Source organism: Mycolicibacter acidiphilus (assembly GCF_018455725.1).
In the GTDB taxonomy this organism is placed as follows: Bacteria; Actinomycetota; Actinomycetes; order Mycobacteriales; family Mycobacteriaceae; genus Mycobacterium; species Mycobacterium acidiphilum.
In genome coordinates this window covers 59,744-77,500 of the sequence record NZ_JAHCLR010000006.1, presented here as the reverse complement: position 1 = coordinate 77,500, position 17,757 = coordinate 59,744, and the positions used below count along the sequence as shown (strand labels likewise).

Genomic DNA, 17,757 nt, shown 5'->3' with positions numbered 1-17,757 from the left:
GACGACCGTACCGGGCGGCCGCTAGCGGGTGAGATCGGCTACCACGTCGCGAACGGCGGCCGCCAGGCTGCGCTCATCGGTGAGGTCGATGTCGATGAGGTTCCGGCTGGCCGTCGCCACCACGTCCTCGGCCTGCGGGACGGGGCCGTCCAGCCGCGGCCGGTACAGCTCGACCAACAGCTGCTGGTGTTCGATGCGGAAGGAGAAGCTGCGGCCGCCGTCGGCCTGCCCGAACCCGCTACCGAAAATGCCGGTCCAGATCTCCTCGATGACGAATTCCGAACCGGCCAGTTGCCAGTCTTCGGCGACAGTCATGACAGGCAACAATACCGTAAGCAAACTTATAGTGACGGGAGGCTGGCCGATCGGTGTCAGCCTTTTCCTTAGAATCGGCTTTCACCCGCCGATCCGACCGTGGAGACCTGCCCGTGCCGAAGCATCGCCACCGCACCGCCCTGCTGGTCGGGCTGCTGCTGCTCACCGGATGTTCGGCGAATCCGGTCACCGCGCCGCCGCCGACGATCGCACCCGCCCAACCGGCCGACTCCCCCGCCGTCACGAGGCACCCGGCCGGTGAGGTGCGGCCGCTGACCGCGCGCGCCACCGCGGCCGTCTTCGACGCCGGCACCGGGCAGCTGGCGGTGCTGTGCCCCGGCGCTGACCCGCAGGCCCCGGCCACGCTCAGCCTGTTCGGCGGGCCCGACCGCTCGACCGCGATCGCGCTCCCCGGCCCGGCGACCGCCCTGACCGGCGACGGCCACGGGGCGGTGTACCTGGCCGGCCGCGGCGGCTACCTCAGCGTCGACCTGGCGGCGCGGCACACCACCCGGATCGATGTGGACGACGCCGCCGACGTCGATTTCACCGCGATCACCCGGCGTGCCGACGACACCATGGTGCTGGGCAGCGCCGACGGCGCCGTGTACACCCTGGCGCAGCCGGAGGGTTCTACCGCGCGGGCCACCAACCGGGCGAAGATCTTCGCCCGGGTCGACTCGCTGGTGGCGCAGGGAAACACCGTGGTGGTGCTGGACCGCGCGCAGACGTCGGTGACCACCATCGGGGCCGACGGCAAGCCGCAGTACGCGCTGCGCGCCGGGCAGGGGGCGACGAATCTGGCGGTCGACCCGCGCGGGCCGGTGCTGGCGACCGACACCCGCGGCGGCGAACTGCTGGTGTACGGCACCGATCCGCTGCTTCTGCGGCAGGCCTACCCGGTGCCTGACGAGCCCTACGGGGTGGCCGGTTCGAGTGAGCTGGCGTGGGTGTCACAGACCGCGACGAACACCGTGATCGGCTACGATCTGGGCACCGGAATCCCCGTGGAGAAAGTACGGTACCCAACCGTGCAGCAGCCCAACACGCTCACGTTCGACGACACGTCGGGCACGCTGTACGTGATTTCGGGGTCCGGGGCCGGGGTTCAGGTCATCAAGAACGCGGCGGGCCGGCATTGACCGCGCCGACGCGGGGCCGGTTGCCGGCAGGCTGGGAGACCGACCTGTCCGACGACTACGAGTGGATTCCGCTGCGGCTGCCACCGGAGCTCACCCGGATCAACGCATCCACCCGGTTGTCGATCGAGGCCGAGTACCGCGGCTGGGAGCTGACCCGGGTGCGGCTGTACACCGATGGGAGTAGACGGGTTTTGTTGCGCCGCAAGAAGTCTCAACTCAACAAGGTCGCCGGGTCGGTCGACCAGCCGGGCCTGTAGGCCGATGGACTACTACGGCGTGCTGCGCCGCGGGATGTTCCTGGTGCCACCGGAGCGCATCCACACCCTGGCCTTCGGCGCGCTGCGCGCCGCCACCGCCACAGCGCCGCTGCGCCGCGGCCTGCGCCGCCGACTGGCACCCGCTGACCCGGCGCTGGCGACCACCGTGTTCGGGGTCCGCTTCCCCGGCCCGCTGGGCCTGGCCGCCGGGTTCGACAAGGACGGCGTCGGGCTGAACGCCTGGGGCGCGCTGGGTTTCGGTTACGCCGAGGTTGGCACCGTCACCGCCGCCCCGCAGCCCGGCAACCCGTCGCCACGGCTGTTCCGGCTGCCCGACGACCGGGCGCTGCTGAACCGGATGGGGTTCAACAACCACGGCGCGGGCGCCCTGGCGGTGCAGCTGGCGCGGCACCGCAGCGACGTGCCGATCGGGGTCAACATCGGCAAGACCAAGACCACCGCACCCGAACACGCCGTCGAGGACTACCGGGCCAGCGCCCGCCTGCTCGGTCCGCTGGCCGCCTACCTGGTGGTCAACGTCAGCTCGCCGAACACCCCGGGGCTGCGCGACCTGCAGGCCGTCGACCAGTTGCGGCCGATCCTGGCCGCTGTGCGCGCGGAGACGTCGACGCCGGTGCTGGTCAAGATCGCGCCGGATCTGACCGACGCCGACGTCGACGCGATCGCCGACCTGGCGGTGGAGTTGGGGCTGGCGGGCATCGTCGCCACCAACACCACGGTGTCCCGCGACGGGCTGCTCACGCTCGGGGTCTCCGAGCTGGGCTCCGGCGGGATCTCCGGGCCGCCGGTGGCCCGCCGGTCGCTGGAGGTGCTGCGCCGACTGTACGGCCGGGTGGGTGACCTGCTGGTGCTGATCAGCGTCGGCGGGATCGAGACCGCCGACGACGCCTGGGAGCGGATCACCGCCGGCGCGACCCTGCTGCAGGGCTACACCGGGTTCATCTACGGCGGCGGGCTGTGGGCCAAGCACATCCACGACGGCCTGGCGACCCGGCTGCGCGCCGAAGGCTACGAGTCGCTGTCCGACGCGATCGGCTCGGACACCCGGTGATTTCGGCGCGGTCCGACTCGCTGAGCGGGACGGACCGCGCCGAAGTCGCCTACTGCGCGTAGGTGCCGACGATCACCGCGCGGGCGATCGCATGCATGAACAGGTTGAAGCCCAGGTAGGCCGGGGTGGCCTCCTCCGGCAGATCCAGCTTCTCCACGTCGACCGCGTGCACCGCGACGTAGTAGCGGTGCGGCCCGTGACCGGCTGGCGGGGCGGCGCCGATGTAGCGGCGCAGCCCGGCGTCGTTGGCCAGGGTCACCGCGTCACCAGGCAGCAGGCTGCCGTCGCCGACGCCCTCCGGGAGTTCGGTGCAGGTGGCCGGCAGGTTGAACACCGCCCAGTGCCAGAACCCCGACGCGGTCGGCGCGTCCGGGTCGTAGCAGGTGACCGCGAAGCTGCGGGTCTGCTCGGGGAAGCCCGACCAGCTCAGCTGCGGGCTGGCGTCCTGACCGCCGGCGCCCATGATGCCGCTGACCTGGGCGTTGGCCAGCTGACCGCCGTCGTGAAACGACGTCGAGGTCAACGTGAACCCGGGCAGCTTCGGCAGCACGGCGTACGGGTCGGGGGCTTGGGTCATGGCGATCCTCTCGGCAGGGCGGTGGGTCAACAGTGTGTCAGCAAATAGTCCAGTACGCGCGTACCGAATTTCAGTGCGTCGACCGGAACGCGCTCATCGACGCCGTGGAATAACGCACTGAAATCGAGTTCCGGCGGCAGCCGCAGTGGCGCGAAACCGAAACAGCGAATGCCTAACCGGGCAAAAGCTTTCGCATCCGTACCGCCGGACAGCATGTAGGGGACGGTACGCGCGTCGGGGTCGCAGGTGAGCAACGCGGCATTCATCGCGTCGACCAGATCACCGGAGAAATCGGTCTGGTAGGCCGGTTCCGCGGTGACCCACTCCCGGGTGACGTCCGGACCGATCAGCGCGTCCACCTCGGCTTCGAACGCGTCCTGGCGGCCCGGCAGGATCCGGCAGTCCAGCACCGCCTCCGCGGTCGCCGGGATCACGTTCGCCTTGTAGCCGGCGCTGAGCATCGTCGGGTTGGCGGTGTCGCGCAGGGTGGCGTTGATGATCCGGGCGATCGGCCCCAGTTTGGCGATCGCCCCCTCCAGGTCCGGCGAGTCCGGGTCGAAGGTGTAGCCGGTCTCCTCGGTCACCGCCGCCAGGAACTGCAGCACCGGTTCGGTGAGCACCAGCGGGAACCGGTGCCGGCCCAGTCGGGCCACCGCCTCGGCGACCGCGGTGACGGCGTTGTCCTCGTGCACCATCGAGCCGTGCCCGGCGGTGCCGCGGGCGGTGAGCCGCATCCAGCGGATGCCCTTCTCGGCGGTCTCGACCAAGTACAGCCGGCGCTCCCCGCCGTCCCGGCGCGGCACGGTCAGCGAGAACCCGCCGACCTCCCCGATCGCCTCGGTGATCCCGGTGAACAGGTCGGGCCGGTGGTCGACCAGCCACTGCGTGCCGTACTTCCCGCCGGCCTCCTCGTCGGCGACGAACGCGAACACCAGATCCCGTGGCGGCACCACCCCGGCCTGCTTGAAGCGCCGCGCCACGGCGATCATCATGCCGACCATGTCCTTCATGTCGACCGCGCCGCGACCCCACACGTAGCCGTCCTCGACGGCACCGGAGAACGGGTGCACACTCCACTCGCTCGCCTCGGCCGGCACCACGTCAAGGTGGCCGTGGATGAGCAGCGCGCCACGCGACGGGTCACTGCCGGGCAGCCGGGCGAAGACGTTGCCGCGCCCCGGCGCCCCGGACTCGACGTATTCGGTGGTGTAGCCGACTTCTTCGAGCCGGGCGGCGACCCACCGGGCGCACTCGGCCTCCCCCTTGGTGGTCGCCAGCTCCCCGGTGTTGCTGGTGTCGAACCGGATCAGCGCACTGACCAGTTCGACCACTTCGTCCACCGCTGCGCCGACCGGATCAGGGCTAACCGTCACAGTTACCTTTCCTACACCATTTCGCCGCCGGCCGACCGCCGCCCGGGTTTGGGTCTGCGCAACCCCATCCGCTAGCCTTAGCCAGCCGACCGAAGGGTCTGGTCCGAGTGGCGGAATGGCAGACGCGCTAGCTTGAGGTGCTAGTGCCCTATTAACGGGCGTGGGGGTTCAAGTCCCCCCTCGGACACACATTGTCAGCTGGAAAAATCACGACACCTGCCCCAGGCAGCGTCGGAACAGCATCCACTTCTTCGCCGACTTGGCTTCATCATCACCGTCATCCGGAGTCTCCAAACTGTAGCGGCCGACTTCTGCGGAATGTAGTCACAGATCGCCACAAACCGTCGTCTCTAGACGTGGAGTACCGGCTCCGAGTCACTGACCAGCTCCTGACCGACCGTCTGACATCCGCCGGCGCCGTCGTACTGGAAGGTCCGAAGGCCCGCGGGAAAACCTGGACCGCACGGCAGTTCGCCGCCAGCGAAGTCCTGCTCGATATCGACTCCAGTGCCCGCCACGCGCTCGAAGCCGACCCGGCCCTGATCCTCGACGGAGCACCACCTCGGCTGGTCGACGAATGGCAGATCGGCGGGCCCCCGCTGCGGAATCACGTGCGGCGCGCTGTCGATGACCGCCAGTCCCCCGGACAGTTCATCCTCACCGGCTCATCGACTCCGGCAGACGACGTGACACGCCGCAGCGGGGCCGGACGGTTCGCCAGGATCGCGATGCGCCCGATGTCGCTGTACGAACTCGGCGATTCCACCGGCGAAATCTCGGTGGCCGGCCTCCTGGCCGGACAGCGCGCATCCTGTCCGGATCCCGGACTGGGAGTACGCGACATCATCGAACGCATCGCCGTCGGCGGCTGGCCCGCCAACCTGGGCAGCTCCGTCGACAGCGCGCTGCAGCGCAACATCGACTACCTGGATCACGCACGCGAAGTCGATATCCCATCGATCTCTGGGCCACGACGCGACCCCGAACGCCTGCGACGACTACTGACGTCCCTGGCGCGGAACACCGCAACCGAGGTGAAGATCGCTGCGCTGGCGCGGGAAACGTTGGGCAACAACGAAACAGCACTCGCTCGATCTACGATCTACGATTACCTGGCCGCGCTCGAACGGCTCATGCTCATCGACGACGTGCCGGCGTGGTCAACGCACCTGCGATCTCGCGCGACGCTGCGACAAGAGCCCAAGCGCCACTTCGTCGATCCTTCACTCGCCGTCGCCGCACTTGCCAGCACCCCGAAACGGCTGCTGGACGATCTCCGTTTCGTTGGGTTCCTGTTCGAGTCCCTCGTCGTGCGGGATCTGCGGGTACTGTCGGCACCCGTGCGCGGGACTGTTGCGCACTATCGGGACAGCAACGGCCTAGAGGTTGATGTCATCCTTCAGATTCCCGATGGGACGTGGGGAGCCTTCGAAGTGAAACTCGGCACCGGCTGCATCGACGACGCGGCCGCCTCACTGCTCAAGTTCGCTTCCACCATCGATACGGAGAAAGCCGGTGAACCCGCCGTTCTCGGCGTCATCACCACGGCAACCTACGGCTACACCCGCAAAGACGGAATCCAGGTGATCCCCGTCGCCGCCTTACGCCCATGAGACACCCGATGCGGCATCGCTGGATTCACCTGATCGTTACCGCTCTCCTGCTCACCGCGTGCGCGCCGCCGGGCACCACCCCGACATCCCGCGAGCCTGGCCACACGCAACCGGCCGACTTCCTTCCGACACTCGCCGACTACGCAATGGCCGACGACGACAGCTGGGCGATTCAGCAGCGAGTCGAGGCGGGCAGGATCGACACTGGCCTCCTGGTGGAAAGCTGGCCGCACCGAACCGACCCGCCGGGTTGCGACGACCCACCCTACGGGCGGATTGACGGCACAGCCGCCGAGACGGTCGGACGCGAGATCAATCTCGGGCCGGTGGGATTGGGCAGCGAGGTCTCGATCCGGATTATCCGCGGAGCCGCCACCACCCTGCTCAGCGACACCCGGGACTGGGCCAAGCGCTGTCGCGACACCCGCTTGATGTTCGACGAGGACGGCGGCAATCCCTACGTCCGACCCACCGCGATCAGCGTGCTGCCGCAGCGGGACGTCGACGGCGTCGAGGTGCTGCGGATACTGCTGACCGACAACCGGGAGAACCGCTTCCAGACTGAGGGGACGCGGGACCGGATCGTGTCACTGGCCTCGGTTAACGGCCTCACTGTCTACGAACACAGCCACGGCGCAGGGGAACTCGCCGACCGGCTGCTGGCCCTGACCATCCGGCGCCTGCTGACCGACACCCCACCGGCCCTGCCGGAAGCACACCACAGCGCCGACAGCAGCCTGGCCCGACGGTCGGACATCGAGATCGCCCGGTTGCTGCCACCCATCACCCGCTTGCAGGGGAATTGGGCACTCACCCAGGCGCTGCCGGTGCTGCACGCCCGGCCCGAGTACTACCTGCCCGAGCCGGCGATCTCCCCGACCGGCTGCGACGCGTCGCCGTTCAACAACATCAGCAACCTGGCACCGCGCGCCGACCTCAACCGCGGATTCCGCGAGGTGGCCACCGCCACCGCGGCCAAACCAGGACAGTCCGATTATCTGGCCGGTGCCTTCGACAGCTTCCGCAACACAGACGACACCGTCCGCCTCGGCATCGAAGGACCCGGGGTCGACGTCATCGCCGAGACCGCGGCCTGGGCGCGTCGATGTGCCACCTATACCGAGACAGGACCGCCGGAGCACAAGACCCGCGGCACCGTCGAGCTGCTGCCGATCGAGCCGCCAGCGGGCGTCGACGACATCGTCAGCGTCCACTTGGCGCAGACCGGCACCTACGATCCCGACTTGACCGCTTCGATCATGCGGATCCGGGGCCTGCTCGTGGTCACCCTGCCCGCCGTCGGCCGACAGTCCAGTCCCCTGTTCGAGCAGACACTCACCAATCTGCGTAACGCGGAGTTCACCGAAACGCCGCCACCGACCAGACCACCGGAGCCGGACTACGAGGCCGAACCGCCCGGACGGGTGGCCCTACCGGCCCCTACCGACGAAGCCACCGAGCGACTCGGCCGCGTCGCCACCGGCACCCTGGTTGACAGCGAGCCCTACCACTTCTCCGGGTACATGCCCGGCGATGCGAAGGTCCGCAGCCCCGACACGCTGTACTTCCACTCCCCGACCGGATCGATCAACTGCGCATTCCGGCAGCACTACGGCGGACTGACCTGTGCCGTCCCGGCCGGCAGCTATCCGCGCAACCCCACGCCGGCCGACGCGCGTGGCACCTGGTTCGACGACTACGTGCACTTCGGTAGAGACACGATCACGAACGGGATGTCGGCCTACCTGCCGTACGTCGACGCCGAGGCCACGGTCCTGCCCTACGGCAGCACGATCCGGCTCACAAGCGACGCGCCAAACGGTGGCACCGAATGCCTGATGGCTCGCGACGGGCTGACCTGCGTCGACTACGACACCCGAGTCGGGCTGCACCTCAGCCGGGATGACCTGACCCCGCTGGTCGGGACGGAGGCGCTGCGCATCGATGATCGGAACGAACCGGGCTGACCGCCCCGAATCGTCGTAGGCTCGATGACGAGATGACTCGACCTGGCGGTTTCCTCCGCCGGAGCGCGGTGACCACATTCCGCGACCGGCGCGAAGCCGGTCGTGTGCTCGCCGAACACCTGTCGGAGTACCGGGCCGCGGCCGACGCCCTGGTGCTGGGCCTGGCCCGCGGCGGCGTCCCGGTCGGCTGGGAGGTGGCCGCGGCGCTGCGGGTTCCGCTGGACGTCTTCCTGGTCCGCAAGCTCGGGGTGCCGACCTGGCCGGAGTTGGCGATGGGGGCGCTGGCCGGCGGTGGCCGCGTGGTGCTGAACGAGTCGGTGCTGACCGAGCTGAACATCGATGACGCAGTGGTGCAGTCGGTGATCGAGCGCGAAAGCGTCGAACTGCGACGACGCGAACTGGCCTACCGGGGTGGTCGGCCCGCACCGGACCTGCGCGGCCGGGTGGTGATCCTCGTCGACGACGGCATCGCGACCGGTGCGTCGATGCTGGCGGCGGTGCGGGCGGTCCGCGGCGTCGACCCGGCCGCGGTTGTGGTCGCGGTGCCGGTCGGGCCCGCCTCGGCGTGCGCCACGATCGCCCGGGAAGCCGACGACGTGGTGTGCGCGCTCACCCCGCCGCGCTTCGACGCCGTCGGCCAGGTCTACCTGGATTTCCACCAGGTCGGCGACGACGAGGTCACCGAACTGCTGGCCGCCCCCACCTGCTAGTCGGCCTTCTCCGCCTCGACGGTCTCGGTTGCCTCGTCGGCCGCATCGGCGTCGTCTTCATCGAGGTCGGAGTCGTCATCGTCATCGTCGTCCGACTCCTCAGCGCCCACGCGAGTCTCAGCCTCGTCGTCCTCGCTGTCTTCGCCGTCTTCGTCTTCGTCCTCGTCGGCGGCGCGGCGCTGGACACCGCCACCGCGCCGCTCTCGCACCGCGTCGACGATCAGCAGCAGCACACCGAGCACGCTGGCGCCGATGCACACCCACGCGACCAGCGCATTGCTGGTGACGACCGCGAACACCAGTGCGGCAAGTCCCACCGCCGCCAACACCAACGCGACGATCAGCATCGGTTCACCTCCCGCCCGCCGAGCACACTATCGACACCACCAGCCGGCGATGCGCCCGTGGTCAGTTAGTACCCCGGTTGAAATGGTTGAAGCCGCCGCCGTCGCTGGTGGCACTGGTGTCGACCGGCGCCGCCGAACCCCGCTGGCCCAACTCTTCCAGCTGGGACTCCAGGTAGGTCTTGAGGCGGGTGCGGTATTCACGCTCGAACGTCCGCAGCTGCTCCAGTCGGCCTTCCAGCACCGTGCGCTGCTGGTTGATGGTGCCCATGATCTCGGAGTGCTTGCGCTCCGCGTCGGCCTGCAGTGCGTCGGCCTTCTCCTGCGCCTGCCGCAGCTGGGTCTCCGACCGGGTCTGCGCGTCGGTCAGCATCGCGTCGGCGCGCTGGCGTGCGTCGGTGACGGTCGTCTCCGCGGTGTGCCGCGCCTCGCTGAGGATCTGGTCCGCGTTGGCGCGGGCGTCGCTGAGCAGCTTGTCGGCTTCCGCCTTGGCGGTTCCGGTGAGCCGGTCGGCGGTGTCCTGAGCAAGGCTCAGCATCCGGGCGGCCTTCATCGCGTGCTCTTCGTTCGACGACTCGGCGACGACCGGCTGCACCACCGGCGCCGGCGGTGCCACCGGCTCGGGGGTCGGTTCGTAGACAGGGATCGCCGTGGTGGCCTGCGTCGCCCCACCGGCGCGGGCCGTGGCCAGGTCCTGGTCGAGCTCGCTGATCCGCTGGCGCAGATCGGCGTTCTCCTCGATGAGCCGAGTCAGTTCGGTCTCCACCAAGTCGAGGAAGGCGTCGACCTCATCCTCGTTGTAGCCGCGTTTGCCGATCGGCGGCTTGCTGAACGCGACGTTGTGTACGTCGGCTGGTGTTAGTGGCATTGCCTGCCCCCTCAAGTCAGGTCGGTAGGTCCGATCGCGCAAGTGTAGATCGATCGGGAATACGCTATCCGTGTCGCAACTGCCGTCCATCCTGTCACATCAGACCCGATGACCGGCAATGAGAATGATATTAAGAATGAATTTCAAATTACCGTCACAGAAATCTCGGCAAAGCAAACAAGTTCCGGTGACGGCGATCACGGCCTCCGGACCGCCCCCGCGTCGCGGCGCGGCGACGGCCGATCGCGCTCGCCGCGTCGCAGCGCGACGGCGCCCGCAGCGGACCGTCGCGGCCACCCTCGGCCGGTGCCCGGTCACCCCAACTCCGGGGCCTGGCTCGTAAAGGCGAATCATCCTGCGGTGCAGCTGATTCCATGCGCCCCGCAAACCATCGGCACCGCTGGCGAGTACCGCGACACCTCCGGGTATCACCACAGCCGGCGGAGCCGTATTATTCACAAACATAGACCGTAAAAATTGACAGCGGGTCGGCACGCAAACCGGTGGGCGACACGATGAATCGGAAGGACACCCTCAGGATGACAACGAACGATGTGGTCGTGGCGACCAACGCGGCCGACTCGGTGGCAGTAGACGAGGTGCGGTCGAGCTACGCCGAGCTGCTGGGCCGGCAGGCGGCCCTCGGTGCGGCGCTGTTCGCCGCGGTCAACACGGCCGGCCCGGCCTTCGACGACGCCCACCGGGCCGTGCAGGACTTCATCGACGAGGGGGTGCGTCCGCAGCTGCGTGCCGCCGTCGAGGTCATCTACCCCGCGTCGGTCAACGTGGAGCGGTCCCGGCTGCTGGTCGAGGGCCTCCTGGGCGAGACCCACCTGATCGAGCAGGCCGCCGCCCGCATCGGCCGGGACACCGACCGGGTGCAGATCGCCGCCCACGTCGAGGCGCTGCGGGTGCTGCTGGAGGCACTGCTGGGCAAGGTGGCCGACCTGCTGCTGCCGGCGCTGGCCGAGACCAGCGGCATCTCGCTCGCCGACCTCGCCGCCCAGCTGCCGGGGCAGCCGGAGGCCACGGACCACCCGGCGCAGCCCGCGGCGGGTGGTCACGACCACGGCGGTCACGGCGGCCACGCCGGCTGCAGCTGCGGCGAGGAGGACGAGGAGATGCCGGAGCTCGACGTCCGGGAGATCCCGCACGCGATCCGGCACGCGACGGTGTTCGGCGCCTTCGACGCCGTGCCGGTCGGCGGTTCGATGATCCTGGTGGCACCGCACGACCCGATCCCGCTGCTGCACCAGCTCGCCGAGCGCAGCGGTGGCCGGCTGGCGGTCGGTTACGAGGAGCGCGGACCGCAGGCCTGGCGGCTGCGCCTGACCCGGGTCTGAGTCCGCGGTGGGGCCCGGCGCGCTGCGCCGGGCCTCACGCCGCGTGCTGCAGCGCCAATTCCATTCCGATGAAGGCCAGCAGCAGCAGCACCATGATCGACAGGTCCAGCCGGATCGCACCGATGGTCAGCTGCGGGATCAGCCGGCGCAGCAACTTCACCGGCGGATCGGTGAGGCTCATGATGATCTCGAGGATCACCACGGTGGCGCCGCGCGGCTGCCAGTCCCGGCTGAAGGAACGGATGAACTCGATGACGATCCGGGCGATCAGCAACAGCCAGAAGACGAACAGCGCGATACCGAGAACCGTGAAGAACAGCGCCAACGCAACCCGACCTTACTGACGAGGGGATGCCGGCCGCGACGTCCGCGACGTCTGTCGGCCGACCCGACTGCCCGTCAGCCTACCGATACGCGTAGAAGCCGGTTTCGGCGATCCGGCGGCGCTCCTCCGGCGACACGTCGACGTCGGCCGGTGACAGCAGGAAGACCTTCGTCGCCACCTTGTCGAACGATCCGCGCAGTGCGAACGCCAGGCCGGCCGCGAAGTCGACCAGTCGCTTGGCGTCGGCGTTGTCCATCGAGACCAAGTCCATGATCACCGGGGTGCCGTCGCGGAACCGTTCGCCGATGGTGCGCGCCTCGGAGTAGTCCTTGGGACGCAGCGTGGTGATCTTCGACATCGGGCTGCCCTCGTCGAACTGCATCGCGATCCGGCGCGGGTCCATCGCCAGCGCACCGCCGGTCGCACCGCGCAGCGTGCCGAACCGCGGCCGCTCGAAGTCCCGGGGGCGGTCGAATTCCCGTCCACGGTAACGGGATTCGCGACGGTCGTCGTCGTAGCCACCCCGGTAGCCGCCCGCGTTGTCGTCGTACTCCCCCTCGAAACGCTCGTCGAAGCGTCCCTCGGGCCGGCTCGCGACCCGGTCGAAGACGTCCTCCGACAACCGTTCCGGACGCGGCGCGTAGCCGCGTGCCGACTCGGCGTCGTCCTCGTAGTAGTCGTCGTCGTAATCCTCCATCGGAGCCATCCCGAAGTAGGCCTTGACCTTGTGGAGTGTGCTCATCGCGGGACCCTTTCAGGCTGCATGATCTGGCGTCGATCTGATGTCTGTGATGAAGGTGTGACTGAAGTGACTGATATTGGTGACGTTAACGGCCCGGAACGCATTAGCGCGGCACCGACACGCGCACAGCGGAATCCGGTTTCACTTGCATCGGATCCTCACCGGGGTTCCAGCCACACCAGCGACGCCAATCGCCCGGTCAGGCCGTCGCGGCGATGGCTGAACAGGTTGGGGTCGGCGACCGTGCAGCGCGGGTCGGTCTCGATCGCCGTGACACCCAAATCCGTTAGCTGCCGGGTTATTCCGGCCCGCAGATCCAGGCCGGGCGTGCCGCCCATCGTGGTCGTGCGGCTGCCGGGCAGCGCCGCCTCGACGGCGTCGGCCATCGCGGCGGGCACCTCGTAGTGCGCGCCGCTGACGGCCGGGCCCAGCAGCACCGAGATGTCCGCGGCCTGGGCACCGGCGTTCAGCATCGCCTCCAGCGCCCGGACCACCACGCCGCGCTCCGCACCGACCCGGCCGGCGTGCACCGCGGCCACCACGCCCGCCCGGGCGTCGGCCATCAGCACCGGCACGCAGTCGGCGGTCACCACCACCACGGCCAGGCCGGGCACGGTGGTGACCAGCGCGTCGGTCGCCTCGACAGGACTGTCACGCGGGCCGTCGACCACCTCGACCCGATCGCCGTGCACCTGGTTCATCCAGACCAGCCGCTGCGCGCCGAGACCGGTCGCCGCGGCCAGCCGAAACCGGTTCGCGGCGACCGCATTCGGATCGTCGCCGACGTGATCGCCGAGGTTGAAGGAGTCGAACGGCGCCGTGGACGCACCACCCGCGCGGGTGGTCGTCACCCGCCGGACGCGAAAGCTCACTCGGGTGCCGCTAGTGCCGCATGAACGGCGGGACGTCGACGTCGTCGTCGCCGATATCGTGGCCGTCGCCGTCCCGGCCGCCGCCGACGCTGACGGTCGCACCGTTGGTCGGGGTCGGAACGCTGACCGCATCGACCGGGTCGAACAGCGAGGAGGTGACCTTGCCGGCCTTCCCCGGGGCGATCGACTGGCCGATCGGGGCGCTCACCGGCTTGCGGTGGGCACCGCCGGAGGAGTCGAAGCCGGCCGCGATCACCGTCACCCGCACCTCGTCGCCGAGCGAGTCGTCGATCACGGTGCCGAAGATGATGTTGGCCTCGGGGTGCGCGGCGTCCTGCACCAGCGAGGCCGCCTCGTTGATCTCGAACAGGCCGAGGTCGCTGCCGCCGGCCACGCTCATCAGCACACCCTGGGCGCCCTCCATGGACGCCTCCAGCAGCGGCGAATTGATCGCGATCTCAGCGGCTTTCAGCGCCCGGCCGTCGCCGCGTGCGGAGCCGATGCCCATCAGCGCGGTGCCGGCACCGCTCATGATGCCCTTGACGTCGGCGAAGTCGACGTTGATCAGGCCCGGCGTGGTGATCAGGTCGGTGATGCCCTGCACACCGTTGAGCAGCACCTCATCGGCGCTGCGGAACGCGTCCATCAGCGAGACCTGGGCGTCGCCCATCTGCAGCAGCCGGTCGTTGGGGATCACGATCAGCGTGTCGCAGCTCTCCCGCAGCGTGGCGATGCCGTTCTCGGCCTGGTTGCCACGCCGCTTGCCCTCGAAGGAGAACGGCCGGGTGACGACGCCGACGGTCAGCGCGCCCAGCTTGCGGGCGATGGTCGCGACAACGGGCGCGCCGCCGGTCCCGGTGCCGCCGCCCTCACCGGCGGTGACGAACACCATGTCGGCACCGCGCAGCAGTTCCTCGATCTCGTCCTTGGCGTCCTCGGCGGCCCGCCGGCCGACCTCCGGGTCGGCGCCGGCGCCGAGGCCCCGGGTCGACTCGCGGCCGACGTCGAGCTTGACGTCGGCGTCGCTCATCAACAGTGCCTGGGCGTCGGTGTTGATCGCGATGAACTCGACCCCTTTGAGGCCCTGTTCGATCATCCGGTTGACGGCGTTGACGCCACCGCCGCCGATACCCACGACTTTGATGACGGCCAGATAGTTGTGCGGTGGGGTCATCGTTCGTCTTCCTCCCTGGTGGGATTCCTTGCTCCGGCTGGCGCGCTGCAGAACTCCCCGGCGTGTCGCAAACCCTCAACCTCAACCAAAGGCTTAGAGTTATGTCAAGTTGTTCCGCGCAACCGCCACAGTAGGGCCGCTTCGCCCGTCATCGGCGCCGACGCGCCGCGACACGCCAGGTGATTTTTTACGGCCGGCGCTAGCGGACCGTCGGCAGATCCGGACTCGACACGTCGTAGATGTGGCCGGGCTGGGTCAGCAGCGCCGCCAGTTTCTGCGCTTTCTCCGCGGTGCGGTCGGTGTTCCCCCACACCACGATCCGGCCGTCGGTCAGCGTCAGGGTGATCGACGACACCGACGGTGCGGCGATCCGGCTGACCTGTCCGGCCACCTCCGGCGCCAGCGCCGTCAGCACCCGCAGCGCCGCGCGACTGGCCGGATCGGTCGGGCCGGGGTCGTCGACGTCGAAATACGGCAGGCCCGGCGGTGGCGGCGCCGTCGCGAAATCCACGCCATCCCGGTCGAACAGGTGCGGCCCGTCCGGGAAGTCCTTGACCGCCACCGCGATCCGCTCGACGACGGCGATGCGCAGCGTCGACGGGTACTGCCGCTGCACCCGAACACTGGCCACCCGCCGGATCTCCGAGACCCGGTCGGCGACCGCACTGGTGTCGACCTGCAGCAGCGGCGTGCCCAACTGCACCGCGGCGACCGCGACCACCTCGTCGCGGGTGACCTCGGCGATCCCTTCGACCTCGACGGCCCGCACCGACATCAGCGGGGTGAAGTACAGGATCAGCCCCAGCCCCACCGCCGACACCAGCGTCAACACGGTGATCAGCGCCATCTTCAGGCCGCGAATGGCGCCGCGCGGCACCCGGCTCGCCGGCTCGGTCGACCGGGTTCGCAACCGCCGCTTGGCCTCCCGGCGGGCCTGCTCGATCGCCTCCGCCCGGGCCTGCGCTTCACGACGTTCGGCTCGCTCCCGGCGCGCCCGCCGCCGCGGTCCCTCCACCTCGTCGGGTTGCGGCTCGGCCGCCTCCTGCGCGTCGTCGGCCTGCTGTTCGGAATCCTCGACCTCCGGTGGCACATCCGGGGTTTCGGACGGCTCGCTCACAGCACACTCGGCCGACCGGGGATCGTCCGGTCGGCTCGTTCGTGCAGCGCGGTCACGATCTCCGGGCCGAGGATCGTCACGTCGCCCGCACCCATCGTCACGATCACGTCACCCGGTACCGCCGCCGCGGCCACTGCCGCCGGCACCGCGGAGAAGTCCGGCAGGTAGTGCACCGGCACCCGCACGTGCTCGGCGACGATCGCGCCGCTGACGCCCGGGATCGGCTGTTCGCGCGCACCGTAGACGTCGAGCACGAAGACCTCGTCGGCGCCGCTCAGTGCAGCACCGAATTCCGCGGCGAAAGTCTTTGTCCGCGAATACAGATGGGGCTGGAACACCACCACACTGCGGCCGGCGCCGAGTTCGGTCAGCATCGCCCGCACCGCGGCGAGCGTCGCCGCGATCTCGGTGGGATGGTGCGCGTAGTCGTCGAAAACCCGCACCGAGCCGACGGCGTCGACCAGTTCGAAGCGCCGGCGCACCCCCTCGAACCCGGCCAGCCCGTCCAGCACGGCGTCCAGCGGCGCCCCGATCTCGGTGGCCGCCAGCAGCGCCCCGAGCGCGTTGAGCGCCATGTGCCGGCCCGGGATCGACAGCCGCATCGCCTCGACGCGGTCGGAGCCGGCCAGCGCGATCTGCGCGACCGCACCGGTGCCCTGCTGCTCCCAGTCCAGCAGTCGGGCGGCCAGCGGCGCATCGCCGCCACTCCCGTAGCGCAGCACTCGGATCCCCTGCGCCGCACTGCGATCCGCCAGTGCGGCGGCACCCGGATCGTCGACGCACACCACCAGCGCCCCACCGAGTGCGATCCGTGCCGCGAACTCGTCGAACACGTGCGTGTAGGCGTCGGCGCTGCCGAAGAAGTCCAGGTGGTCGGCTTCGATGTTGGTCACCACGGCGACGTCTGGGGTGTACTCCAGCAGCGAGCCGTCGCTCTCATCGGCCTCGGCGACGAAGCAGTCGCCACTGCCGTGGTGCGCGTTGGTACCGGCCTCGCCGAGTTCGCCGCCGACCGCGAACGACGGGTCCAGCCCGCAGTGCTGCAGCGCGACCACCAGCATCGAGGTGGTGGACGTCTTGCCGTGGGTGCCGGTGACCATCAGCGTGGTGTAGTCGGCCATCAGCTTGGCCAGCACCACCGGGCGCAGCACCACCGGGATGCCGCGGCGGTGGGCTTCGACCAGTTCCGGGTTGGTCTTGGGGATCGCCGCATGGGTGCTGACGACGGTCGTGGGCCCGCCGGGAAGCAGATCCAGTGCGGACGGGTCGTGGCCGACCCTGACCTGTGCACCGCGGGCCCGCAACGCCTGCAGGCCGCGGGACTCCTTGGCGTCCGACCCCGACACCAGCCCACCGCGGTCCAGCAGGATCCGGGCGATACCGGACATGCCCGCTCCCCCGATGCCGATCATGTGCACCCGCTGCAGTTCGGGCGGCAGCTCCCGGGCGCTCACTGGCCGCCCCTCGCTGCGCTCGCGACGTCCAGCGCGACGGTGCTCATCCCGCTCACTGGCCGCCCCTCGCTGCGCTCGCGACGTCCAGCGCGACGGTGCTCATCCCGCTCACTGGCCGCCCCTCGCTGCGCTCGCGACGTCCAGCGCGACGGTGCTCATCCCGCTCACTGGCCGCCCCTCGCTGCGCTCGCGACGTCCAGCGCGACGGTGCTCATCCCGCTCACTGGCCGCCCCTCGCTGCGCTCGCGACGTCCAGCGCGACGGTGCTCATCCCGCTCACTGGCCGCCCCTCGCTGCGCTCGCGACGTCCAGCGCGACGGTGCTCATCCCGCTCACTGGCCGCCCCTCGCTGCGCTCGCGACGTCCAGCGCGACGGTGCTCATCCCGCTCACTGGCCGCCCCTCGCTGCGCTCGCGACGTCCAGCGCGACGGTGCTCATCCCGCTCACTGGCCGCCCCTCGCTGCGCTCGCGACGTCCAGCGCGACGGTGCT

18 protein-coding genes and 1 tRNA gene are annotated in these 17,757 nt (G+C 69.7%); 8 read left to right on the top strand and 11 right to left on the bottom strand.

All coding sequences use genetic code 11. The features are described 5' to 3' along the window. Positions 1-21: 21 nt before the first annotated feature. Positions 22-315, bottom strand: coding sequence for a hypothetical protein (locus tag KIH27_RS05335; RefSeq protein ID WP_214091891.1), 294 nt, complete (start codon positions 313-315; stop codon positions 22-24). Positions 316-422: 107 nt separating this feature from the next. Here KIH27_RS05335 and KIH27_RS05330 point away from each other — a divergent pair, with 107 nt between their 5' ends. Genes KIH27_RS05330 through KIH27_RS05320 form a run of 3 tightly spaced genes read left to right on the top strand, consistent with a single transcriptional unit; the run spans position 423 to position 2,786 of the window. Then, positions 423-1,457, top strand: a complete 1,035-nt coding sequence (locus KIH27_RS05330; protein WP_214091972.1) for a YncE family protein — start codon at positions 423-425, stop codon at positions 1,455-1,457. Next, positions 1,454-1,714 (top strand): DUF5703 family protein, encoded by a 261-nt coding sequence (locus tag KIH27_RS05325; protein ID WP_214091890.1) that lies wholly within the window; start codon positions 1,454-1,456, stop codon positions 1,712-1,714. The genes KIH27_RS05330 and KIH27_RS05325 overlap by 4 nt, the downstream gene beginning before the upstream one ends. 4 nt (positions 1,715-1,718) lie before the next feature. Next, positions 1,719-2,786 (top strand): quinone-dependent dihydroorotate dehydrogenase, encoded by a 1,068-nt coding sequence (locus KIH27_RS05320; protein ID WP_214091889.1) that lies wholly within the window; start codon positions 1,719-1,721, stop codon positions 2,784-2,786. 49 nt (positions 2,787-2,835) lie between these two features. On the opposite strand, the gene KIH27_RS05315 is transcribed toward KIH27_RS05320, so the two are convergent. Both KIH27_RS05315 and KIH27_RS05310 read right to left on the bottom strand, forming a co-directional pair. Beyond that, entirely contained in the window at positions 2,836-3,363 is a 528-nt protein-coding gene (locus tag KIH27_RS05315) for a YbhB/YbcL family Raf kinase inhibitor-like protein (RefSeq protein WP_214091888.1), read from the bottom strand. 26 nt (positions 3,364-3,389) lie between these two features. Further along, on the bottom strand, positions 3,390-4,736 hold the full coding sequence (locus tag KIH27_RS05310; protein ID WP_214091887.1) for a M20/M25/M40 family metallo-hydrolase: 1,347 nt from the start codon (positions 4,734-4,736) through the stop codon (positions 3,390-3,392). A gap of 101 nt (positions 4,737-4,837) precedes the next feature. Here KIH27_RS05310 and KIH27_RS05305 point away from each other — a divergent pair. The 4 genes from KIH27_RS05305 (at position 4,838) to KIH27_RS05290 (ending at position 9,026) form a co-directional block, all read left to right on the top strand. Continuing rightward, positions 4,838-4,923 (top strand) — tRNA-Leu (locus tag KIH27_RS05305). 169 nt (positions 4,924-5,092) lie between these two features. Beyond that, positions 5,093-6,349, top strand: a complete 1,257-nt coding sequence (locus KIH27_RS05300; RefSeq protein ID WP_214091886.1) for an ATP-binding protein — start codon at positions 5,093-5,095, stop codon at positions 6,347-6,349. Further along, the gene (locus tag KIH27_RS05295) at positions 6,346-8,316 is read left to right on the top strand and encodes a hypothetical protein (protein ID WP_214091885.1); all 1,971 of its coding nucleotides are present in this window, start codon (positions 6,346-6,348) and stop codon (positions 8,314-8,316) included. The genes KIH27_RS05300 and KIH27_RS05295 overlap by 4 nt, the downstream gene beginning before the upstream one ends. Before the next feature lie 32 nt (positions 8,317-8,348). Further along, positions 8,349-9,026 (top strand): phosphoribosyltransferase, encoded by a 678-nt coding sequence (locus KIH27_RS05290; RefSeq protein ID WP_214091884.1) that lies wholly within the window; start codon positions 8,349-8,351, stop codon positions 9,024-9,026. On the opposite strand, the gene KIH27_RS05285 is transcribed toward KIH27_RS05290, so the two are convergent. Together KIH27_RS05285 and wag31 are read right to left on the bottom strand one after the other, a co-directional pair. Beyond that, positions 9,023-9,373: a hypothetical protein gene (locus KIH27_RS05285; RefSeq protein WP_214091883.1), complete on the bottom strand. Its 351-nt coding sequence runs from the start codon at positions 9,371-9,373 to the stop codon at positions 9,023-9,025. The two genes, KIH27_RS05290 and KIH27_RS05285, sit on opposite strands and share 4 nt — an antisense overlap. 61 nt (positions 9,374-9,434) lie before the next feature. Then, positions 9,435-10,238: a DivIVA-like cell division protein Wag31 gene (gene wag31 / locus KIH27_RS05280; RefSeq protein ID WP_214091882.1), complete on the bottom strand. Its 804-nt coding sequence runs from the start codon at positions 10,236-10,238 to the stop codon at positions 9,435-9,437. Positions 10,239-10,798: 560 nt separating this feature from the next. Here wag31 and KIH27_RS05275 point away from each other — a divergent pair. Then, positions 10,799-11,581: a DUF2249 domain-containing protein gene (locus KIH27_RS05275; RefSeq protein WP_307856792.1), complete on the top strand. Its 783-nt coding sequence runs from the start codon at positions 10,799-10,801 to the stop codon at positions 11,579-11,581. Positions 11,582-11,615: 34 nt separating this feature from the next. On the opposite strand, the gene KIH27_RS05270 is transcribed toward KIH27_RS05275, so the two are convergent. From KIH27_RS05270 to murC, 6 genes are all read right to left on the bottom strand, one after another. After that, complete coding sequence (locus KIH27_RS05270; RefSeq protein ID WP_214091880.1) at positions 11,616-11,906, bottom strand: YggT family protein; 291 nt, start codon at positions 11,904-11,906, stop codon at positions 11,616-11,618. Positions 11,907-11,985: 79 nt separating this feature from the next. Further along, positions 11,986-12,648, bottom strand: a complete 663-nt coding sequence (locus tag KIH27_RS05265; RefSeq protein ID WP_214091879.1) for a cell division protein SepF — start codon at positions 12,646-12,648, stop codon at positions 11,986-11,988. A gap of 158 nt (positions 12,649-12,806) precedes the next feature. Beyond that, positions 12,807-13,520 carry a peptidoglycan editing factor PgeF gene (pgeF, locus tag KIH27_RS05260; protein WP_214091878.1) on the bottom strand — a complete coding sequence of 238 codons (714 nt, stop codon included), beginning with the start codon at positions 13,518-13,520 and terminating at the stop codon, positions 12,807-12,809. A 10-nt stretch (positions 13,521-13,530) separates the two neighbouring features. Then, positions 13,531-14,694: a cell division protein FtsZ gene (gene ftsZ, locus KIH27_RS05255; protein ID WP_214091877.1), complete on the bottom strand. Its 1,164-nt coding sequence runs from the start codon at positions 14,692-14,694 to the stop codon at positions 13,531-13,533. A gap of 199 nt (positions 14,695-14,893) precedes the next feature. Next, on the bottom strand, positions 14,894-15,811 hold the full coding sequence (locus KIH27_RS05250) for a cell division protein FtsQ/DivIB (RefSeq protein WP_214091876.1): 918 nt from the start codon (positions 15,809-15,811) through the stop codon (positions 14,894-14,896). After that, positions 15,808-17,265: a UDP-N-acetylmuramate--L-alanine ligase gene (gene murC, locus KIH27_RS05245; RefSeq protein ID WP_214091875.1), complete on the bottom strand. Its 1,458-nt coding sequence runs from the start codon at positions 17,263-17,265 to the stop codon at positions 15,808-15,810. The genes KIH27_RS05250 and murC overlap by 4 nt, the downstream gene beginning before the upstream one ends. Positions 17,266-17,757 lie beyond the last annotated feature (492 nt).